This is a genomic window from Pseudomonas sp. TE3911, assembly GCF_054062775.1.
Window position 1 is genome coordinate 5715008 of the sequence record NZ_JBSSFP010000001.1, and the last position, 17756, is coordinate 5732763.

Here is a 17756-nt window from a genome sequence, read left to right on the forward strand (position 1 = left end):
ACGATGGCCGCACGCGACATTGCGATGGCGACAGCCAAAGTGGCTGCCGAGGTCTTCGCGTCCTCTCGCGCCATGGAGCGCATCGAGCAAGACGGCTATACTCGCATTGACCCTTTTCGTATTGCGGCAGACGAGGGAGTGTCGGTTCTGTTGCGTCCTATGGAAAAGCTTCTCGGTGCTTTCATGCGAGAAGAAAGTCCAGGGATCCTTGTGAATTCAGCCCGTCCCGCCGGCCTTATACACATGACCTGTGCTCATGAGTTGGGGCATTACTTCCTGGGGCACCAGAGCGCCTTGGACGAGACCATCGAATACGGTGGCAAGGCCGAAGTAATGGAGCAGGAGGCTGAAACCTTCGGCTATCACCTACTGGTCCCACGACCTCTGCTGGGCATCATTTGCAAGCGTAAGGGGTGGAATAAGGCTTCGCTGACCAACCCTCATGTGCTTTATCAGATGTCTCTTCGTCTAGGGGTCAGTTACTCGGCCGCGGCTTGGTCGTTGGTCCGCCACAATATCCTTACATTTGATGTCGTCCAGGGGCTGTTGAAAGTACAGCCTGCTGCAATCAAGCAGTCACTGCTTCAAGGTCAGTTGCCGGACGTCACGAAGGACGTCTGGCTGTTCGACGAAAAAGACCAATCCTCTGTTCTGGAGCCGCGCCCGGAAGATCACCTGGTGGTGCGTCTTAAGAGCCGCGCGTCCGCTGGTTATCTGTGGCAGGCGGATTCGGTGGAACAGGTCGCCGATCAAGGTTTCACACTGGCTCCTTTCGTCACTGCGCAGGCTGTGGATCCGCAGGCCGTTGTGTTCGGCGCAGACCCAACGTTGGACTATGTGCTCACGGCTAAACAGCGGGCAGTCGAAGAGCCCCATCCCCTTATGCTTTCCGAAGTTCGCCCATGGATGGGTAAGCAGGGCGGCGACGCCTCTTTCCAGTCCAGAACTCACTTTGAGCCGATCTCCGAAGGGCTCACCCGCGAATCCAAACGGGCGTTGATTCGAGAGGTTGCCGGGTCGTGATAGCAGTCGAGTGTCTGGTCGACAGTGTCCCCGTCAAAGCGAGAAACCAGGGAAACCGGCCCACCTGCGTAGCCTTCGCCGTTACTGATTTGAATCGACGATTTGCTGATGATGATCTTGGGCCCGAGTATTTCTATCGCGCCACGATCCAGAGAATTCCTGGCTGGCAACCTGGAGACGGCGTTCAGGCGGCTGCAGCCGCAGAAGCCTCGCAGGCTGGACATGCTTTGGAAGCCGATTTTCCCTATCAGGCCGATGAGCCCGTCGTTCCTCTTGAGGCTCTCCCGGGAACGGTGACTTTGTTTGGTCACCCCATCCGTTTCTTCACCGCCGATGTCGATGAACTAGCCGACAGCCTGCGTGCGGGTGTGTCGATTGGGTTGGCCCTAAGGCTTACCTACGAGTTCTATGCACCAGTCGAGGGAGTCATCGCGTTTAGCCGCTCAATCGTCGCTGGAGCGATGCTGCACGCGGTGGTCGTAGTTGGGCTGGGCGTCGATGCTTTCGGCGGCGTTTGGTTTTTAATCCGCAACAGTTGGGGGGAAGAGTGGGGCCAGCAGGGTCACGCTTGGATCTCGGCTGAATATATCGCTGTGCATGCGACGTGCGCATTTGGAGTGGAACATGGCAGTCCTGATTCACCATGACCGAGTAGTGTCCGCCTGGCTGGCAGCGGCCCGTTATCTGGTGACGTGCCCAGATTATGTGGCTCGAAACCTAGTGTTAGAAATCACATCGCCTGGGGCCCTGGAGGCGCAAGACAGAGATGTCATCGGTGCAGTCGATACTGCAATCCGTCAGCGTTGGCCGGGCCTCAGCGTGCAGACGGTCGCGGGTACCATTTTTCCGAACGAGATGTACCGCCGAGAAGGGCGCCCGGCGTTCTATGAGTCTTATCTGAACGCAATGGATCGAGGGATGAAAAGCGGGACATGGGGCACCTATGCTTACCGAATGATGCGCAGAGTCAGTCGCGACGGCAAGACTGTCTTCAATCCGCTGGAGGTTATCGTTCGTAAGCTTCAGGCCTCCAAGACTGGACGCAGATTTCAGGCGGTCTACGAGCTGGGTGTGGTGGATGTCGAATACGACATCCATGACGACGGATTCGGGTTTGAGTTGCCGCTGTATGACCCTGCTGCCGATCGAAACAAGCCGATGAATATGCCGTGCCTAAGCCATATCAGTTTCAAGGTGACCGGCGACAAGCTGGATCTGACAGCGGTGTATCGGTCTCATTGGTATGGTCAGAGAGCTTTGGGCAACCTGATCGGGCTGAGCAACCTGCATAAGTTTGTCAGTGATCAGTCCGAATTCGACAGAGGAGTTCTGACCTGCATCGCAACGCATGCCTATCTGGATGTGGAATCGCTGGGCGGTGCGAAGGCCGCTAAGCAGATGCTCGCAGCGTTCCCTGACTAGAACAGCGAACCCTGTCGCTTCGAGCTAAACGTTTCCACTGGGATGTTGTACAGGGCACTCATCCCATTGCGGAAGTCCTTGATACCGCCGTAGCTGGGGTGGCGGATGGCAACGACTTCGACGTCAAAACGGCTTGCGTAGTTATAGGCATCCCCGCCAATGGCCACAACCCGACGCACACCGAGCCACTTGATCAGCGTCTCATTGAGCAGGTCTACCTTCTGCAGTTCGCGCGCGGTGAACTTGCGGTTGGTGAATGGATTGCCTGGCTCGTGCGGATGAAACGGGAAAACGTTCCACAGGAGCGGTGGAAGCGCGAGTGCTCTGAGCACTGACCAGATTTCGGAGGCGGTGCGCTCGACCACCGCAGGGCCGACCGTTGCCTGCTTGAAGCTCGAGCCAGGGTAGCGCTGCATCATCTCCGGCAGGTGAAATTCATCGGTGAGCGCAAGCCCAGTCCGTCGCCCGCCGCGATAGCCCAGATCTCTTCCCATCCAGATGGTGTCGACACCGATATCGGTCGCGGCCTTCAGATAGCCTCGCAGATTGCGCCGGCGTGCAGCGACGGCATCGCTTCGGTCATGGACGGGACACTTGTCAGCGTAGGGATTGAACACGTTGTCCAATTGCAGTTCAGACAGGGCATTCACAAAGGCGGTAGGGTTCATGGCTGCTCTTTCTTTTCTAAAGGTTCAAAGTGCATGGTGTGCTCTTGCACGTTGATATGTACAGTTCCGCCTCTGTGCTTCTGCAATTCGCGGAAAATCTGAAATCCGGTCAGGATCGCTTTTTCCCACTGCCAAAGCTTGCACGCCTCGACCTCGTAGCCTTCGACCATGCTTTCAATCTGTTTTAGCACGCTGTAATCCAGCGCGCCTGGGTTGGCCTCGATATAAAACTTGCGACTCTTGGCATGGTTGAAGATCCAGGTTGCGATGCCTTCCTCGATGATCATCGCGCGGGCACCGTCTTCGTTCTCGTCTTTCTTGGGGTCAGACTTGCGCTTGCGTTTAAGCAGTGCGCGCAATACTGGCGACCAGCCTAAGAACGCAACGTAGGCAAGATGGAATACATCGTGGAAGCGGTAGTCGTCCGGCTCGTTACTGTTGTCTGTGAGTCGATCCCCAATGAAAACACCCTTCAGGCTCTGAACCACATAGCCGTTCTCGCGGGTGCCTCGCTCATTGAACTCCATGGCCAATTCGTCGGGGAATTGTTCATGATCAGGGCACTTGAGATCAAACGCTGGGGGATAAACGGCTTCGTCATCCGGCCATCGGCTGAGTATTTTGTCGATGTTGCTCCGGGCCACATCCTCGAATCTCAGATCGAAACTGGCACAGGCTATGGCCAGCTCTGCCAAATGAATGCCGAGATTCAGGCTACGGGCTGCGGGAGCCAAGGCGCGCATAGAGTTAAACGAAACCTCGGCTAGCACACCTGCTCGGTTCGCCAACCTGGCAAGCTGAGTGGAGCGGTCGACATTGTCCGGGCTTCTGCGCATTTCCATGAGGCTGTCAATGTGCCGGAAAGTCACGGGCAGGATAGGGGGCTTCTCGCTTTCCCCAAACTCCGAACGCAGATATGCGATGCAGCTTGCACCTATTTCATCCGGGCCGACATCGACAGATGCCGCGATGTTGATCAGATACCACAGCGCGTCTCCCAGCTCCTCTGCAGCCAAGTCGTTGACGGAAGCTGCCAGACGGTCACGACCAACCTTTTTGACAGCGGAGAGTAGCCCTCCCACTTCACCGAAGTAGCCGAACTTCAGCTTCTGGTAACCGCCTTCATCTGTTTGGAACTGGTTGGTGCCGCCAGCTTTCAGTCGGTATTGAGGGATCGACAGCGAGGGTAGTTGCGGAATTGGTACCGGCATGGAAGCTCCCTTTCCATTGTCAGATGCCAGATTGGGCATCTCGATGAGCTTGGATCATCTCGGATCGCATCTGCCTTGCGCAACTGACAATTTTCTCTCTATCAGCGCCGTGCGCTCCCAGTGCCAGTGCCCGCGTCCTGACAGACTTGGTTACATCATAGTGTGGGTAGAGCGTCTTGGACTGGAACCAGGTACGTTTCAGACCGAGCTTATCGGCGAAGGCATGCAATTCTCCCAAAGAGTCGGCGACCAGATGGCTCCACTCACGACCGCGCCATTTGATCCCTTCTGCATCAACATAAACCGTCATGGCGCTCGCCTTGGAGAGAAAAATGTGCAAATATTTTGCACACACTTAGCAAAATATTCAATCAAAATGAATGCTTCTGAGCTCGGAAAATGTGTAAAAGCGGTGCGCAAGCGGAAGGGGTTGACCCTAAAGCACCTCCAAGAGAGGACCGGAGTTCACTACACCCAGATATCCAAGATGGAGCGGGGTGATTGCAAACTGCTGAGTAAGAATTTGCAAAAAATCTGCGATTTCTTGCACATCTCCAGTGCGGCTGGGATCACTCCCGTTGGATCCGAGAGCGTGGTGGACCAGGTTCAGGCGTTGATCCGCTCGTGGCCGCAGAGCGAAGGGGTGATTCGGCATTTCTTGGAGGGGGTTGAAATGGCGCTTGCAGGCGGGCATGTAAGGTAGGACTCGCGCTGTGCACTGCTTGCCAGCCAGGGGCGCTTAATGATATCGATACGCTATCAAGTGCTGATCCTGTTAGTGTTCGAGAAAATCGGATCCCTTATCTGGACAGTCTTGATGGCAAATCGTAAGCTACCGGCAATTTGATTGTGGAGATGGCTATTTGCCATCACTAAGAGCTGCCTAGGCTTATCAATAAAGCATCAAATGCATCGTGGTTGCGTCTACACTGCCTGGCAGGAGACGAACAAATTACGTCATTAGGCGTCCTAGAGTCAGGCCCACCGGCAAAGCTGGTGAATGAAGCTCTCCTGCATGATGCAGGGTTATGTGAACGGACTCGCTCGACCATGGATCAAACACCGTCAATGTTGCGAAAATTTCCCCAAGCCTCAGTCACTCCGCTCTCCAACGGGCTGTTTCATGCCGTTGAGCGTTTGAGTATGGGATTTGACTGGGCTTCGCCGCTGGATGCCCAGACCATGAGCAAGCTGGCGTCATTGGGCGACGGCATTGCGAACTCGTTGCCGCGAAGATTTGCGGTCAGCACTTCGGAAATTAAAGCGAGTGTTGGCCCAACTTCCGCAGCCCTATCCTCGCCAGCAGATGACGGTGGGCTGTTTGCAATATTGTTTGATGACAACGAAGATCAGGATGGGCCCTTCGATGTTAAACATGCCGAAGTCATTATCAACAACGAAGGCTTTACGTTTTCGGTACATGCTAAGTACGACGGCTGGGAAAAGACAAAAGCGCAGGCGCTGGAGTATTTTGCCGTTTTCTTCGATGAAATTATCAAACATGTAACCTTGAGTTCAATTGAATTCAGGGTTTCCAACATTTTTAGCCTTGAAGCGTTTACCGGCCGTCTTGATGATGTGTTGGACCTCGAATGTGATTCGCTGCCTCGACGCATCTTCAAGGCGCACGGGCTTTGGCATGTGGATGAGGGGTACTTTGATGATCACCATGAATCTGAAATTGAAAAATTATTGGTGAACTTGAACGTTTCCAAGGTTCAGGATGAGGGAGGGAGGATGTTGCATGTCCGCACTATGCATCAGTACAACTTCCACCCTGAGTCGAACGTTTCTTTGTCGCTGTCAGAATTGTTCGAAAGGTACGAGCATCTGCATGATATAAATAAAGCGCTTTTGGCAACCGTTCTGAACAAAGACACCGCAGAAGCCATCGGACTGGTGGATGATGCCAGGAGGACGATATGAATACCGTTCTTTCTACTGTTATGAAGCCAGAGCCGACGTTTTGGCGTGAGTCCCACAAGTCGTCGCATACCTTGAAGTCTACTTATTACGACGGCGGCTATCTGGGGGAGGTTGCTGCGTCTGGCTATGCGCTAATGTCTCATCATAGAACAGTAAATTGTAAAGCTGCAGATGCCGGCTGGCCTCGCGACATGCTGCTGACTATGTTCATGAAGTTGTTTGAGAGCTCATTACGTTCTGCCGCTTTATACGAACAATATATTCTCCATCTGAATATCAGTCGTACAGTCGCTGCTCTCAAGGAGGAGCACCAACTTCGCGCCTTCATTTATGGCGGTCACACGCAACTTACATTGCAAATCCCCAATCATGACTCGCTACCTGATTATAGTTACGCGTTCAATCGTCTTCAGGTATTTGTAGAAGAGCAGGAAGGTTGGGACGGGTATGGTGGTTTGCCGGCCTCTGCGCTAGTCGCGCAGCAGGTTGAAGCGTTCTTGGAACGTGTGCAATGTCAAAGAATACAGGTCCCCGGCTTGGCAATGGGTGGCGACGGTTCCGTTGCGGTAGTATGGAATAGTGATGCCCGCTACATCTCGGCAGATTTCGACGGTGGTGCCGAGTATTCATTCTTCATTACCGAAGGTGAAGAGTACATCAAAGGCGGCACAAGCCCGTCCGATGAATTAGACAGTGACTTGACCCAATACCTGATTAAGTATTTCACGGATGACATATACTCCCATTTGTAGCAATTGCCTTGCGGCAATGAAGCCTGGTGGCCATGTCGATAAGTTTGCAGAGCGCGTCAGTGTTCTGCTGACGTGTCCGCACGGCTGTTCACTCCCTGACCGAACGGTTAGTAAAGATTCCCCCCGCCCTGTTGATGACGGGGAGGATATAGCCGCGTGTGTCAGTCATCCGCACCACGCGGCGCCGGATGGGACCATCACCCACAAAGTGTTTGATCGCGCGTTTACTCAAGGGCTATCAGTTACCCGGCTAGGGATTCAAAAGCTGGAGGAGGTGTTGGCCTTCTGCTCGAAGATCGACACGGACAAGAGAGCCCGAAATCCCGAAAGGCACCCAGAATTGCGTTCCCTGGGCACTGTGACCCTGAAGGTTCACCAAGTGAGGGATGTGAAATTTCCAGATTGTCAGAGTCTGGCATTTCGCGTCTATGACACAGCGCGGCCAAAGGATAAAGCTCACGCCGACATCGTAGGGACCAAGCATTTTGGCGAGTACGAGAAGCTCGACAAAAAGGTCGAGCCTCTGCGCAAATATGTACAGTTCGTGCTGGCCAAAAGGATGACCCCGGCGGCTTCCTGATACTAGTGGCCAACGTCTTCCCCTAAAGAGTTTAAGGCGCAACCCTGGCGTTGTAGCGAGGTTTACGACCGGGTGAGCATTTTACCGCCAGGACGCTGGCCGGCCGAGATAGCCTCGATCCGGGATGGCCTTGAACCAGGCATCCACTTTAGTCCTGAAGTCTTCAGAGAATGTGTTCCGGTAGTTTCGAGAATTGGGGTAGAGATCGTCCCCTTCGAAGCGCCGTAGATGCTCGGGAATCTCCACCGCGTTCGCTCCCCAATACACGAATTCCTCAGCGATCAAAACGTTGTCAGCGTGTGTGTCTCGTTCAAGATTAGCCGGGTTCACCAGTCCTCCCGCTAAGCTATGATGGGAGTCCGCCTGAACCCAGTCTTCGCCATCCCGATGGTAGATATTGTCCCCGTAGGCCAGGCTTTTACTTGCGCGCAAGTTGGGCCGTTTGATCCGAAAGGCTTCATGATCCCAATAGTCTTGGAAGGGAAGTTTTTGGGAAACCCGCATTGCAAAGATAACCCGACCCTCCAAGTTCAGAGCGACGCTGCCGCAGCCGACGATAATGTCCCCCACCTCGGCAGATCTTCTGATCTGTGGTTTGCAAGTACCCAGAGTGCAGATACCGTGAAACGGATTCGGCGCAAAGCCATAATCCCTTACCAGCTTGTACGAAAAGACCTTTGGCACGCGACTCATTGGCACTTAACTCGATTGATTTCACGTTCTGGGGCCGGACTTCCGTCTGCGCGCTCCCAAACCTGCTCACCCTGGATGACATCACTCAGTCGAGGGCTGTCGATCGTTAGTACTGAGGTGGCATGGTCGTCGAATACCTGCGGTAGTTCTTCGACGTTTTCGGCGATGACCACGATGTTTTTACCACGTGCTGCGGCATGCTCGGCGGCACCTACCAAGCACCCGTAATCTTCCTCCGGAATCAGAAAAATGCTGATCGTTGCATTGTCGATACAGCTTTGGATTTCTGCGGGAACAGCATGCCCCGCTTGCGCGGCTTCGACTTGCTCTTGCTCGGCCTCGGCCATACAGACCTCATAACCTTGTTCGTTTAATTGTTGAGAGACCGCCTGGGCTTTCGGCTCGAGACCGTCCGTGAAAACGATGCATGCTTTTCCGCTACTCATGAATGGAACTCCTCGACTGCATGGTGGGTTGGTTAGGTGAACCACAGGAAGCGCACGGTGTTCGGCGCTACATTGCATCGGCGATGGCTATTCATCGTCGTCATTGCCCTCGCGAAAGCTGATCGTGTGATTCTCGAAATCAGCCATCACATAGCCTTTTCGCTTATCTACGAGCTCCCGAAAGATACTGAAACCGTCCATGATCGCCTTTTCCCATTGCCACAGTGCGCACCAAGCAACTTCATAGCCACGGACGAAATCTTGAATGGACTTCAGCAGGTCGTAGTCGACGTGATCCACTTTTTCGAACAGATCACATTCGAGGCCGCGGCCAAAGATGAACGTGGCGACACCTTCTTCAATGAGGATCGCCCGAGCGCCGTCCTGATTTTCATCAAGCTCAGGGTCGCATTTCCGTTTTAGGTGAAGGAGCGCCCTGAGTACCGGTGACCATCCCAGATGAACAGCGAACGCCAGGTGGAAGACATCGTGAAAGCGATAGTCATCACGCTCCATCTTGTTGTCTGTCAGGCGATCGCCAATGATGATCTTGTTGCACTTCTGAATGACGTATTGCTTCTCGCCTGCCGTCTCTTCCGCAATGTAGAACTCCAGCCGAGGAGGTAGTCGTTCATTTTTGGGCATATTGGTATCGAAGCGTGGCGGGTAGGTTGTCTGCGCAGGCCATCGACTAAAAGTCTTTTTGAGGTTCTCAAGCGCAGCCGCACCCATGTCGACATCGGCTGAGTCCGCTGCAGCAACCAAGGCCCGAAATATCTCCACCATATGCGCGGAGAGCTTGTCGCGGTTGTGATCGAATATTCCGGTCTTGAAATCATTGAGAAGGTCGCCAACACAGCCGGCGAGATCGAGTACCTGAGCACTGAATGACTCCTCAGGAACGGCATGTCCTTGGCGGCTCTGTACGTCTGCAAATCCCAGGTACGGGTCTGCCGGCTTCACGCTGCTCCAATCGGCCAGCTTGCGGAACGCCAGTTGAGCGATCGTAGATAGGTCGATGTGAGCGCGGGAGGCAAGTGTCGAGAAATACCAGAGCGTGTCCCCAAGCTCCTCTAGGATGGTTGCGTTATAGCGTTTGAAAGCCGCCCGATCGCGTTGCCGTTTCTTGAAGGCGCTAAGAAGGCTGCCGACCTCGCCGAACAGCCCTAAAACGGTCAGTTCCAATCCTTGGTCAGGAAGCTTGTCCGTTGTTTTCGCAATCTGCTGATAGGTGCTGATGCTCATCCAGCCGTCGCGAATCTCGGATGGCAAAATGACAAATTGTTCGGGTGTTTTGGATGGATCGATCCGGTCAGGCGGGGAAGGTGAAGTATGTGCGTCCATGCATGCTCCTGCTGATCTGAAATCCCAAGATCGACGGTGAAGAGAGCGAAGTCGATCTGCCATCAGCATGATGGATCCAATGTTCAGTACACAAGCCTTGGGTAAGCAGAATCAGACGGAGTGGTGCGCTGCCGCAACAAACAGTGACAATAATTTGTGAATTCCTATGCATCACAGGCGGATGGCTGTTGCAGCCATCCGGTCTTGTTGGAGGAGGCCCCTCCAGGCGACATGGAAGGGTAGTTATGACTGGCGATGCATCTCGATCTGAAAGGGTTTGCCGAATGGGTCTGTTGCTTGTAGCACCACAGTTTCATGGGAGACGGATTTCAGCCCATATTCATCAGACATGCCGCTCGGATAGGCGTCGCTCAGTGCCGGAGCAGGTTTACCCGACAGCTTTTCGACCAGATCTGGACTGATGTCCATCCCAGCGACCTCGATGGATTTTGTGGACGAATGAATGTTTTGCAACGTGATGGACATCCGTTTGCTGTCGGCGGACCAGTTGCCTGCACCCACCACGTTGTAGCTGAACTTGAAGGCCTGCTCGTCAATCTTGCCTTCAATTGTGATCACACCAGAAACATTGTATTTGCCTTCGTGAAAGAGGTTGGTATGCCCTTTAAAATTGAGTATCCCTCCGGTTACTGGGTATGAATAATCACTTTCCCATCGACCAATTACGTCAGGATTAAAATTGGTGAGCGGATTAACGGTGAGGTAGATGGCAGCGATGCCGGCTACACTTCCGAAAAATGAAACAATGGCGGCCAGGACTTTCATGGCTGGAGAGAGTTTTTTGAAGCGAGCGACGAGCATCGATGGTGTCCTTAGGGATATCGGAATTGATCCTAGAAGATGTAAAGCTCAACGAGCGAGCTTCATTGATTGTTGTCGGCAACGTCGGGAATTGCTGTAGGTCGAAGTGCATTGACTCGCAGAGAAAATAAACGTCGGGTCATGAAGCTGACTCAACGTCAAAAAAATCAATGAGAGTGGCTGTTGGCCAGTAGCGATTAATCTGATAGAAACGGTGATCGAGATTATCCCTGCTTCGCGTGAAGAGTCAGTCGGCTCATCGGCAAGGCATAAGCCAACCCATATGGAAATGAGACCGATGGATAAAGCGCTTCTTGAAAAGGTAGAAAAACTTATAGATGAACGATTTCTTTCGCTTGATTTACCACACTTGGACTGGACACTAGTCGCGTGGTACCTGTTGGTTGCATTTGAAGATCACCAGATGTGGATGTTCCGTAGCGCTGCAAAGGATGACTCGCTGCATCAGCGGCTTGAAGACCTGGTGGATCGGCTTAAATATTCAATAAAGCATGCACTGTTACGAGCTAAATCTGAAGTCAAGAGTGACTCAAATCACGAGGTCCCTCGAAAAATAGTAGGAGATCTGTACCGTCGCGCGATGACTGTCATTTGGGAAGGAAATAAATACAGTGCTGCGTTGCAGATAGTTTCTTCAGTGTACGACAAGAAAGTCGATCTAAAGCTGGAGGATAACGTCATCAAGCTCGAAGTGCTTGATGACGTGTATCATGATTCGTGCTATTCCGTGCTCGAAGTCATTGGGCACATCGAGCCAGGGACTATAACTTACTCGATGGATCTGCTCTCTTGGCTGAAAGCCGAGGACGATCTCCCTCTCATCATCAAACTCATTGCAGAGACTGTCACCTTAAAGAATCGACTTTTGCGTTATGAATACATACCTCATTTTGCGCACCAACTTGGGCTCGAGATGTGCCAGCAACCATTTCTCATACCAAAGGATTGGACGTTTGAATGGGGCGGTCGCGATGAGACGACGCTGTTACTTAACGCCTTGGCGATACGGTGTATGTATCACCTTGCCGTTGTTGAATTCGGTGCACGCAAGTTTATGTTGAAAGGTGGTGGCCATGAATCATTGGTGTTGGTCCTGGATAGGGAGCAACTGATCAGCGACCTCGGTGAATTGTCCTCGATTGACGACGCTGTCATTGGTATTTTTGTCGATCGTCTCACGTTTGGAAATCATGTCGATGTACCTGATCCTGCGCTGCAACCGCTGATCAAAATTGCACGCCGGAGGCTCGCCATTCCCTGCGTACATGTCATTACCTCTCACATGGAGCGGAATTTACTCTCCTTGCAAGCTCGTCAGGAGCCTAAAAAATTCGACGCTCAGAGCGGTCTGTTCGAACACGAAATGGTGGCGGACATTCTCTCCAAGATCAGTAAAAGGTGGCCGGTCCACAAGGCAAACATCAACGTGGCCCTCGGCAGCGATACTGAGGAACTTGACCTAGTATTGGTGGACCGAGAAAGCAAATCTGTATTTATTGGCGAGCTGCGATGGATGCTTCCGCCCGGAGACCCCCGGGAGGTCCAGAACCGGAAGAAGGTTTGTGGCGAAAAGGTTCTTCAGCTGCGCAGGAAGTACAACTTGGTCAAATCACACATGAGCGAGTTGCTGGAAAATGTATTTGGCATTCAGTCGGATGACTCATGGCAGGTGTATGGTGCGGTGATTATCGAAGGGTTCGGCGGTGCCAAGAGCGCAGATATCGATCTTCCTGTATTGATTAAGTACATCGCCGAGGAAGGTTTGGAGCGAGCAGAAAACCTTCAACAATTTGGCGCATGGAGCGCATCCTTGGAATGGCTGCCGCGGGAAGGCGTACATTTTGATAAGGATCACGACCACATTGAGACCAGCGAAGAAGACATTGAATACACAACCCTCGGTATCACCTGTTCACCTTTCGAATACCGTCAATTCCTAGGTGAGACCCTGAATAACTTTTCAACGCGTTTACAGGAACCGAGTTCAGTTTGAGTAACTTGCCCGTCATTACTCTGGGGGGGTGATGGATATTTATGTATCGCGACGGTACAGAGCCCAAGGCGGCCGTTTTGGTCGGTATGGGTATCGATTGCATGGCCTGACGGTTTTCGCCATTTACCTGTCGCACCATCACTTGGGAGGCAAAGTTCAAGACGTGGGTGGAAAATCTGAAATCCTCGCTCTCAGATGTTGTGGGTGGCGTGGAATTACTTGCCGAGAACGGCACCAATTACGTGGGCATCGAAGCCTGAATTTTATTCAATGGGAAGTGAGGCTGTTATGGAAAGATGGTTTGAGTCGCTAGGACACTGCATGAAAGACGGTGTGGTGGAACTGAAGACCAATCTAGAGATCTTTACCAATTTCAGTTTCATTCGAGCCAAGGCTTTTCAGGCGTTAAACGAAGGGGCTGCCAACTTTGCTTACGATGAAAGCGTGGAAACACGGTTCAAATTCGACCTTTCAGACGCTGGGATTGGCTCGGGCATCAAGGTTCACAGTGTCGAACTTGACGAGGATATCCGCTCCGAAGCGTTCTATACGGTTGAGATATTGTACAGCTACGAAGTATCAGAGGAGCTCCTTGAGTCGGAACACACCACAGCCATCGTGAAGCTGGTGAAGCTGAATCACCAACTCGTCGATTTTCTCAAGGTCAGCCTAACCCTGGCCGGCAAAGAATTTACGGTTGTGCCGTCAACCTTGAATCTGAGAATCCGTACACCCCATGGATGGTTCCGGGTTAGCCAGCATTCGGGCGAGCAGCCCAAAATTGAGCCTTTGTCGGTGGAGGTGTTCGATGGTTTCTTGAAGTCGTTGCAGGACGCCACAGCAATGTTCGCCAGATACTCGCTTGAGAAGAAGATCCAGAGCCTGGTGGAATTGATGTCCTCGGGACTCAGGCTGGAGACCCGAAATTTTGAATCGGACGCGTTGCTCAACTTCTATAAAGTCATCGAGGTCGTGGTCAAAGACCCTGCCTTCATCAAGCATTCCGTGGAGGTATTGGAGCGACCGCTGGCTTATGGCAAATCCATCGTGAACAGTGGCCAGCGAGCTCAAATCGCCTACGTTTGGGAATATCTGAAAAGGGTCGAACCTCAGACTGGTGATGACCTCCTAGAACTGCTCTTGGCCATTGCTGATGCACGTAACAATATTGCCCATGTCGGCACAGCTGAGCTGAAACCGAACATGGTGCCGGTTTGCAAAGCAGTGGCCGGGTTGCTCTTGCGTAAGTTCTTAGACCTGAAAACTGCTGCCGATAAGCCAAGAAAGCCTGCAAATTAAGCGCTACTAAAGCGGTCGCGTTTCATCCCAAGACATTGTCAGTGCTATGGCGAGGGTATTGCCTCCAACAGCGTAGGCAACACTTGCGCGGCCGAGCCAATGAGCATCAGCTCGTTTGGAGCCCCTAGGCAAACGTCTGCAATGTTGACGTGGATGACCGTCGCGCCAGATGTCGACGCGATTTCAGGAATATCCGCCGCAGGCCTGACGACTCCTGAAGTCCCGACGGAGATCAGAACGTCGCAATTTTTGACCTCAGCCAATGCTGCTTTCCAAGCTCCGGAAGGCAGATCCTCTCCAAACCACACAACTCCAGGTCGGAGTTTCCCATTGCACCGGGTACACCGCGGCGGCTCTACCCATTGTCCCTCTGCAGAAACCTGAAATTGATCAGTCGTGAGTACCGCCGTACGCTTGCAGGCAAAGCAGATCGGATTGATCAAACTGCCATGCAAATGCACGACGTTCTGAGATCCCGCGCGCTCGTGCAGGTCATCAATATTCTGAGTGATAACTGAAACCTGTATGCCGGTGCTCGCCAAGTGGCTAATCGAAAGATGAGCGGCGTTTGGTTGGGCTTGGCCAGCTTGGGAGCGCCGCCACAGGTACCAACCCCAAACCAGTTGAGGGTTCTCTCGAAAAGCCCGTGCCGTTTCCAGCTTTTCAGGGTCGAGTTTCTCCCAAAAGCCTGTGAGCTTGTCGCGAAATGTCGGAATCCCACTTGCAGCAGAGACGCCGGCTCCGGTGAAAAACACGACCTTTCGAGCGGAGTTCAAGGCTCCGATAGCTCTATCCCAGTCGTTCATTTGGGGAGGTCGCGTCTGCAGCGCAAACGAGCGGGGAGTGATAGCTGCTTTCGGTGGAGGAGCTGAAAACCGGACCCATCGGGGATACTTCAGGATCTGACGCCTCTTCGATCCGGCCCGCCAACAGAATCTGAAACGGATTTGGATAGTGACGCAGAAGAAATTTGGCGTCACGGCGTATCCGTTCGGGCAAAGATGAATCTTGGGATAGCTCAAGCAGAAATTCCCCCGTCTGGATGACTGCCCTTGTGCGTTCATTCGGCATGCTCATATTGAGGACCTCAAAGCAATTGCGCAGGAGTAGTTGAGTACTCATTCTCGGCAATCTTCAGTTTAGCTCTGTTGAGCTGACATGCCGATCTGCACTTTTTTGCCGCTTTAGGTGCTCCTGCACTTCTTCGGCCACGGCTACGGTGGCCGACCGCGACAACGAGCGAGCCCAGCTCTACACCCAAATCCAGACCCGGATAAATGAGCAGGCTGTGGTCAGGGAGCAGCAAAAGGCCAAGATGGCTGCTGTTCGATTGCAGAATTGAGAGTGATCGACATTCGCTGTGATTCCTCTCCAGTAGGTATCCCTAAGCCTTCGGGTAATGCGATCGTCGACGCATTCGTACGGCGAGTTCCCCGGATCTCTGGATGTCATCTATGATGCGTAAGGCGAATGGCCGCTTCTGCAGCTTTCCTTGACCCACGGCAGACTTACCTGAGGTATGGACTGGCGTTGGGATTGACTGCCATTATTCAAATAGCAACACGCAAACCAAGCTGAAAAATTTAAGCTGGTGACTCATTCCAGAATCGAACTGGACCCTTCCCCTTCACAAACGAACTGGGTGCAATTCGCTTGTGAAGGGGGACGCTCAACCACTAAGCTAATGAGTCTTAATGAGGGACAGGATAGTTTCTGCGCGCTCAGAACTGATACCGTACGTGACAGAAAGCCAACCCTTGCGCGCATTATGAATTCGTTCTTTAGTTTTAGGCAACTTCAAAATTTTTGCCGGCACCAGTTTGGCGAGCCTTTCGTTCCCAGGATCGAAATCCAAGTCTATGGCTGCAGCAAGATCGAGAGATAGTCGCGCGAGATACTTAATATCATGAAAGCTGAGGGAGTCAACTTGACTGGGGACTGATTTCATGCGGTAGCTCTCAGCGGTGCTGGCAAGTAGCTCTTTATTTTCAGCATAAAATTTCTTCGCGAATGCCTCGGCCTCCTCGCTTGGGTGAGCGATAGAGTTACGGACGAACCTATAATAATCAATAGACGCGATACGCCCCAAGCCGAGCCTGCTTTCGTGTATTTGCTTAGTCGACGGTGTGTTGCGTGCGACGCCCGCCAATGCGCTATCGCCATCAAATTGTTTCCACTCCTTATCGTGAAGGAGATAGAACTGACCTCGAGTGTCTGCAAAAAACAGATCAAGCCCGCTGTAAAGACTGACCAGGTTCAGTCGGATCGTGCTACTGAGCACTCGCTCCGATTTAAGCCCGGTTAGCTTTATTTTGTGCTTCGCAGCTACGAATTCCCAAGGGTCAGCTAATCCGAGCCCGTCTACAGATGGTAAGACTTCCTGTATTCCTACGTAGATGCCTGCGGCTACAGCTGTTAACTCGCCAACAAACGTTTTGAATGAGCGATAAGCAGCGGTCGAAAATTCTTTCTTCACGGCGATATTCTTAGTCAGGTCACCAAATTAATTGCCTTTGTAACATCACACAGGCGTCCATATCTAGCGGGCGGAGAGGGCTGAGTGACTTCTCATTCTAAGCTTGTACCCTCTGGCAGAGCCTGCACAACGGCACATCGGTGAGGGGCGATGCTTGATCTGAAGTGCCAAAGGTGGGCCGAACCTGCCCGCGCGCAGGTTGGCCTCAGTCAACACGACTCACACCGCGACAACGACAGCTGCTCGTGCGACGCCGGCAATAGGCCCTGGCAGTAGCATCGATCTGATCCTCATCGTGCGTTCTTTTCTCCTTCAATATCTCTCCAACGCTCGCTGATATGCTTTTCCGGGACGTGAAGCTCATCTATCTCCTAAGCTTGAAAACACAATCAAAAAGAGGGAAACCTATGGAAGACGATCCACGGCGCGCGTTGAGTTACAACGCCGCTGTTGAGGCTGGGCTGGAGCCTCGTTCGTACGAGTACAAGAATGTTCCCGAGGGTGTCTGGGCAGCGCGGCTCGACTTTAAAGTTTGGTCAGATCGAACAGCCGCTGGCCACCTCCGGTGCTACTTCACATCGCTTGCTGACAATTGCCGTTATCTACTCTCGGCGTTCCGACCAAAGCAGCCGGGCAGCCGACGCTACTCACCTGTTGATGACGGGATTGATTTCTCACAGCAGGGATTAAACGGGCAGATATTTCTATTGGAGGTGGGTAGAAATGCCAAAGGCAATGTTTCATGGATCGGTGCGGAGTTCGATGAAGATGAGTAATGCACTACAGCTGGCATCTGCTCGGACGCCTTTTGGAAGGTCGGTCGAACTGTGAAGAAACATGTCCCCTTTCTTTCGCCAGCTGCAATAACCAAAGCCCGCCACTCTGTGGAAGGCTTTTTTAGTTCTCGGCAGAGTATCTGCTCGACTGGGCGGTCCGCGCGGTCGGCACCAGGAGCGTTGCGCCATCAAGCACTCTGATTATCCTGGATCTGTCGGGATTGGTGGCGCAGGGACAGGAGAGGGCGAGCCGCTTTCGAAAATGTGATGCTGCTTCAGAATTGAAATCATGACCTGCCATTCT

Annotated in this window: 19 protein-coding genes and 1 tRNA gene; 10 read left to right on the top strand and 10 right to left on the bottom strand. The window is 52.7% G+C overall.

Annotated features, from left to right (window positions below; all coding sequences use genetic code 11):
- The first annotated feature begins 3 nt into the window (after nt 1–3).
- Genes ACVWXD_RS25875 through ACVWXD_RS25885 form a run of 3 tightly spaced genes read left to right on the top strand, consistent with a single transcriptional unit; the run spans nt 4 to nt 2445 of the window.
- Nucleotides 4–1023: an ImmA/IrrE family metallo-endopeptidase gene (locus ACVWXD_RS25875; RefSeq protein WP_457371477.1), complete on the top strand. Its 1020-nt coding sequence runs from the start codon at nt 4–6 to the stop codon at nt 1021–1023.
- On the top strand, nt 1020–1670 hold the full coding sequence (locus ACVWXD_RS25880; protein WP_457371478.1) for a C1 family peptidase: 651 nt from the start codon (nt 1020–1022) through the stop codon (nt 1668–1670). The genes ACVWXD_RS25875 and ACVWXD_RS25880 overlap by 4 nt, the downstream gene beginning before the upstream one ends.
- Nucleotides 1648–2445 (top strand): hypothetical protein, encoded by a 798-nt coding sequence (locus ACVWXD_RS25885; RefSeq protein ID WP_457371479.1) that lies wholly within the window; start codon nt 1648–1650, stop codon nt 2443–2445. Before ACVWXD_RS25880 ends, ACVWXD_RS25885 begins: the two co-directional genes overlap by 23 nt.
- On the opposite strand, the gene ACVWXD_RS25890 is transcribed toward ACVWXD_RS25885, so the two are convergent.
- A complete protein-coding gene (locus ACVWXD_RS25890) occupies nt 2442–3113 on the bottom strand; it encodes a uracil-DNA glycosylase (protein ID WP_330724231.1) in 672 nt (223 codons plus the stop codon). The two genes, ACVWXD_RS25885 and ACVWXD_RS25890, sit on opposite strands and share 4 nt — an antisense overlap.
- On the bottom strand, nt 3110–4324 hold the full coding sequence (locus tag ACVWXD_RS25895) for a nucleoside triphosphate pyrophosphohydrolase family protein (protein WP_457371480.1): 1215 nt from the start codon (nt 4322–4324) through the stop codon (nt 3110–3112). The genes ACVWXD_RS25890 and ACVWXD_RS25895 overlap by 4 nt, the downstream gene beginning before the upstream one ends.
- Here ACVWXD_RS25895 and ACVWXD_RS25900 point away from each other — a divergent pair.
- The 4 genes from ACVWXD_RS25900 (at nt 4323) to ACVWXD_RS25915 (ending at nt 7582) form a co-directional block, all read left to right on the top strand.
- A complete protein-coding gene (locus ACVWXD_RS25900) occupies nt 4323–5027 on the top strand; it encodes a helix-turn-helix domain-containing protein (RefSeq protein WP_457371481.1) in 705 nt (234 codons plus the stop codon). The two genes, ACVWXD_RS25895 and ACVWXD_RS25900, sit on opposite strands and share 2 nt — an antisense overlap.
- A 293-nt stretch (nt 5028–5320) precedes the next feature.
- On the top strand, nt 5321–6250 hold the full coding sequence (locus ACVWXD_RS25905; protein WP_457371482.1) for a hypothetical protein: 930 nt from the start codon (nt 5321–5323) through the stop codon (nt 6248–6250).
- The gene (locus tag ACVWXD_RS25910; RefSeq protein ID WP_457371483.1) at nt 6247–7002 is read left to right on the top strand and encodes a hypothetical protein; all 756 of its coding nucleotides are present in this window, start codon (nt 6247–6249) and stop codon (nt 7000–7002) included. The genes ACVWXD_RS25905 and ACVWXD_RS25910 overlap by 4 nt, the downstream gene beginning before the upstream one ends.
- 16 nt (nt 7003–7018) lie before the next feature.
- Entirely contained in the window at nt 7019–7582 is a 564-nt protein-coding gene (locus ACVWXD_RS25915) for a hypothetical protein (protein ID WP_330724237.1), read from the top strand.
- Nucleotides 7583–7663: 81 nt separating this feature from the next.
- On the opposite strand, the gene ACVWXD_RS25920 is transcribed toward ACVWXD_RS25915, so the two are convergent.
- The 4 genes from ACVWXD_RS25920 to ACVWXD_RS25935 all read right to left on the bottom strand — a co-directional run bounded on the left by ACVWXD_RS25920 (nt 7664) and on the right by ACVWXD_RS25935 (nt 10887).
- The gene (locus ACVWXD_RS25920; RefSeq protein ID WP_457371484.1) at nt 7664–8275 is read right to left on the bottom strand and encodes an Nmad2 family putative nucleotide modification protein; all 612 of its coding nucleotides are present in this window, start codon (nt 8273–8275) and stop codon (nt 7664–7666) included.
- Nucleotides 8272–8721, bottom strand: coding sequence for a hypothetical protein (locus tag ACVWXD_RS25925; RefSeq protein WP_457371485.1), 450 nt, complete (start codon nt 8719–8721; stop codon nt 8272–8274). Before ACVWXD_RS25925 ends, ACVWXD_RS25920 begins: the two co-directional genes overlap by 4 nt.
- An 87-nt stretch (nt 8722–8808) precedes the next feature.
- Nucleotides 8809–10065 carry a nucleoside triphosphate pyrophosphohydrolase family protein gene (locus ACVWXD_RS25930; RefSeq protein ID WP_457371486.1) on the bottom strand — a complete coding sequence of 419 codons (1257 nt, stop codon included), beginning with the start codon at nt 10063–10065 and terminating at the stop codon, nt 8809–8811.
- Nucleotides 10066–10308: 243 nt separating this feature from the next.
- Nucleotides 10309–10887, bottom strand: coding sequence for a hypothetical protein (locus tag ACVWXD_RS25935; RefSeq protein ID WP_457371487.1), 579 nt, complete (start codon nt 10885–10887; stop codon nt 10309–10311).
- 298 nt (nt 10888–11185) lie between these two features.
- Here ACVWXD_RS25935 and ACVWXD_RS25940 point away from each other — a divergent pair, with 298 nt between their 5' ends.
- Nucleotides 11186–12901, top strand: a complete 1716-nt coding sequence (locus ACVWXD_RS25940) for a hypothetical protein (RefSeq protein WP_457371488.1) — start codon at nt 11186–11188, stop codon at nt 12899–12901.
- Between the two features lie 321 nt (nt 12902–13222).
- Nucleotides 13223–14200 (top strand): hypothetical protein, encoded by a 978-nt coding sequence (locus ACVWXD_RS25945; RefSeq protein WP_457371489.1) that lies wholly within the window; start codon nt 13223–13225, stop codon nt 14198–14200.
- A 44-nt stretch (nt 14201–14244) separates the two neighbouring features.
- Here the strand turns inward: ACVWXD_RS25945 and ACVWXD_RS25950 are convergent, their stop codons facing one another.
- From ACVWXD_RS25950 to ACVWXD_RS25965, 4 genes are all read right to left on the bottom strand, one after another.
- Complete coding sequence (locus tag ACVWXD_RS25950; protein ID WP_457371490.1) at nt 14245–15006, bottom strand: SIR2 family NAD-dependent protein deacylase; 762 nt, start codon at nt 15004–15006, stop codon at nt 14245–14247.
- Nucleotides 14990–15322: a BPSL0761 family protein gene (locus ACVWXD_RS25955; protein ID WP_457371491.1), complete on the bottom strand. Its 333-nt coding sequence runs from the start codon at nt 15320–15322 to the stop codon at nt 14990–14992. Before ACVWXD_RS25955 ends, ACVWXD_RS25950 begins: the two co-directional genes overlap by 17 nt.
- A gap of 467 nt (nt 15323–15789) precedes the next feature.
- Nucleotides 15790–15891: transfer RNA gene (locus ACVWXD_RS25960), tRNA-OTHER, on the bottom strand.
- Complete coding sequence (locus ACVWXD_RS25965; RefSeq protein ID WP_457371492.1) at nt 15882–16676, bottom strand: hypothetical protein; 795 nt, start codon at nt 16674–16676, stop codon at nt 15882–15884. The genes ACVWXD_RS25960 and ACVWXD_RS25965 overlap by 10 nt, the downstream gene beginning before the upstream one ends.
- Before the next feature lie 407 nt (nt 16677–17083).
- Between ACVWXD_RS25965 and ACVWXD_RS25970 the strand changes: the two genes are divergently transcribed.
- Nucleotides 17084–17452: a hypothetical protein gene (locus ACVWXD_RS25970; protein WP_457371493.1), complete on the top strand. Its 369-nt coding sequence runs from the start codon at nt 17084–17086 to the stop codon at nt 17450–17452.
- The last annotated feature ends 304 nt before the right edge of the window (nt 17453–17756 follow it).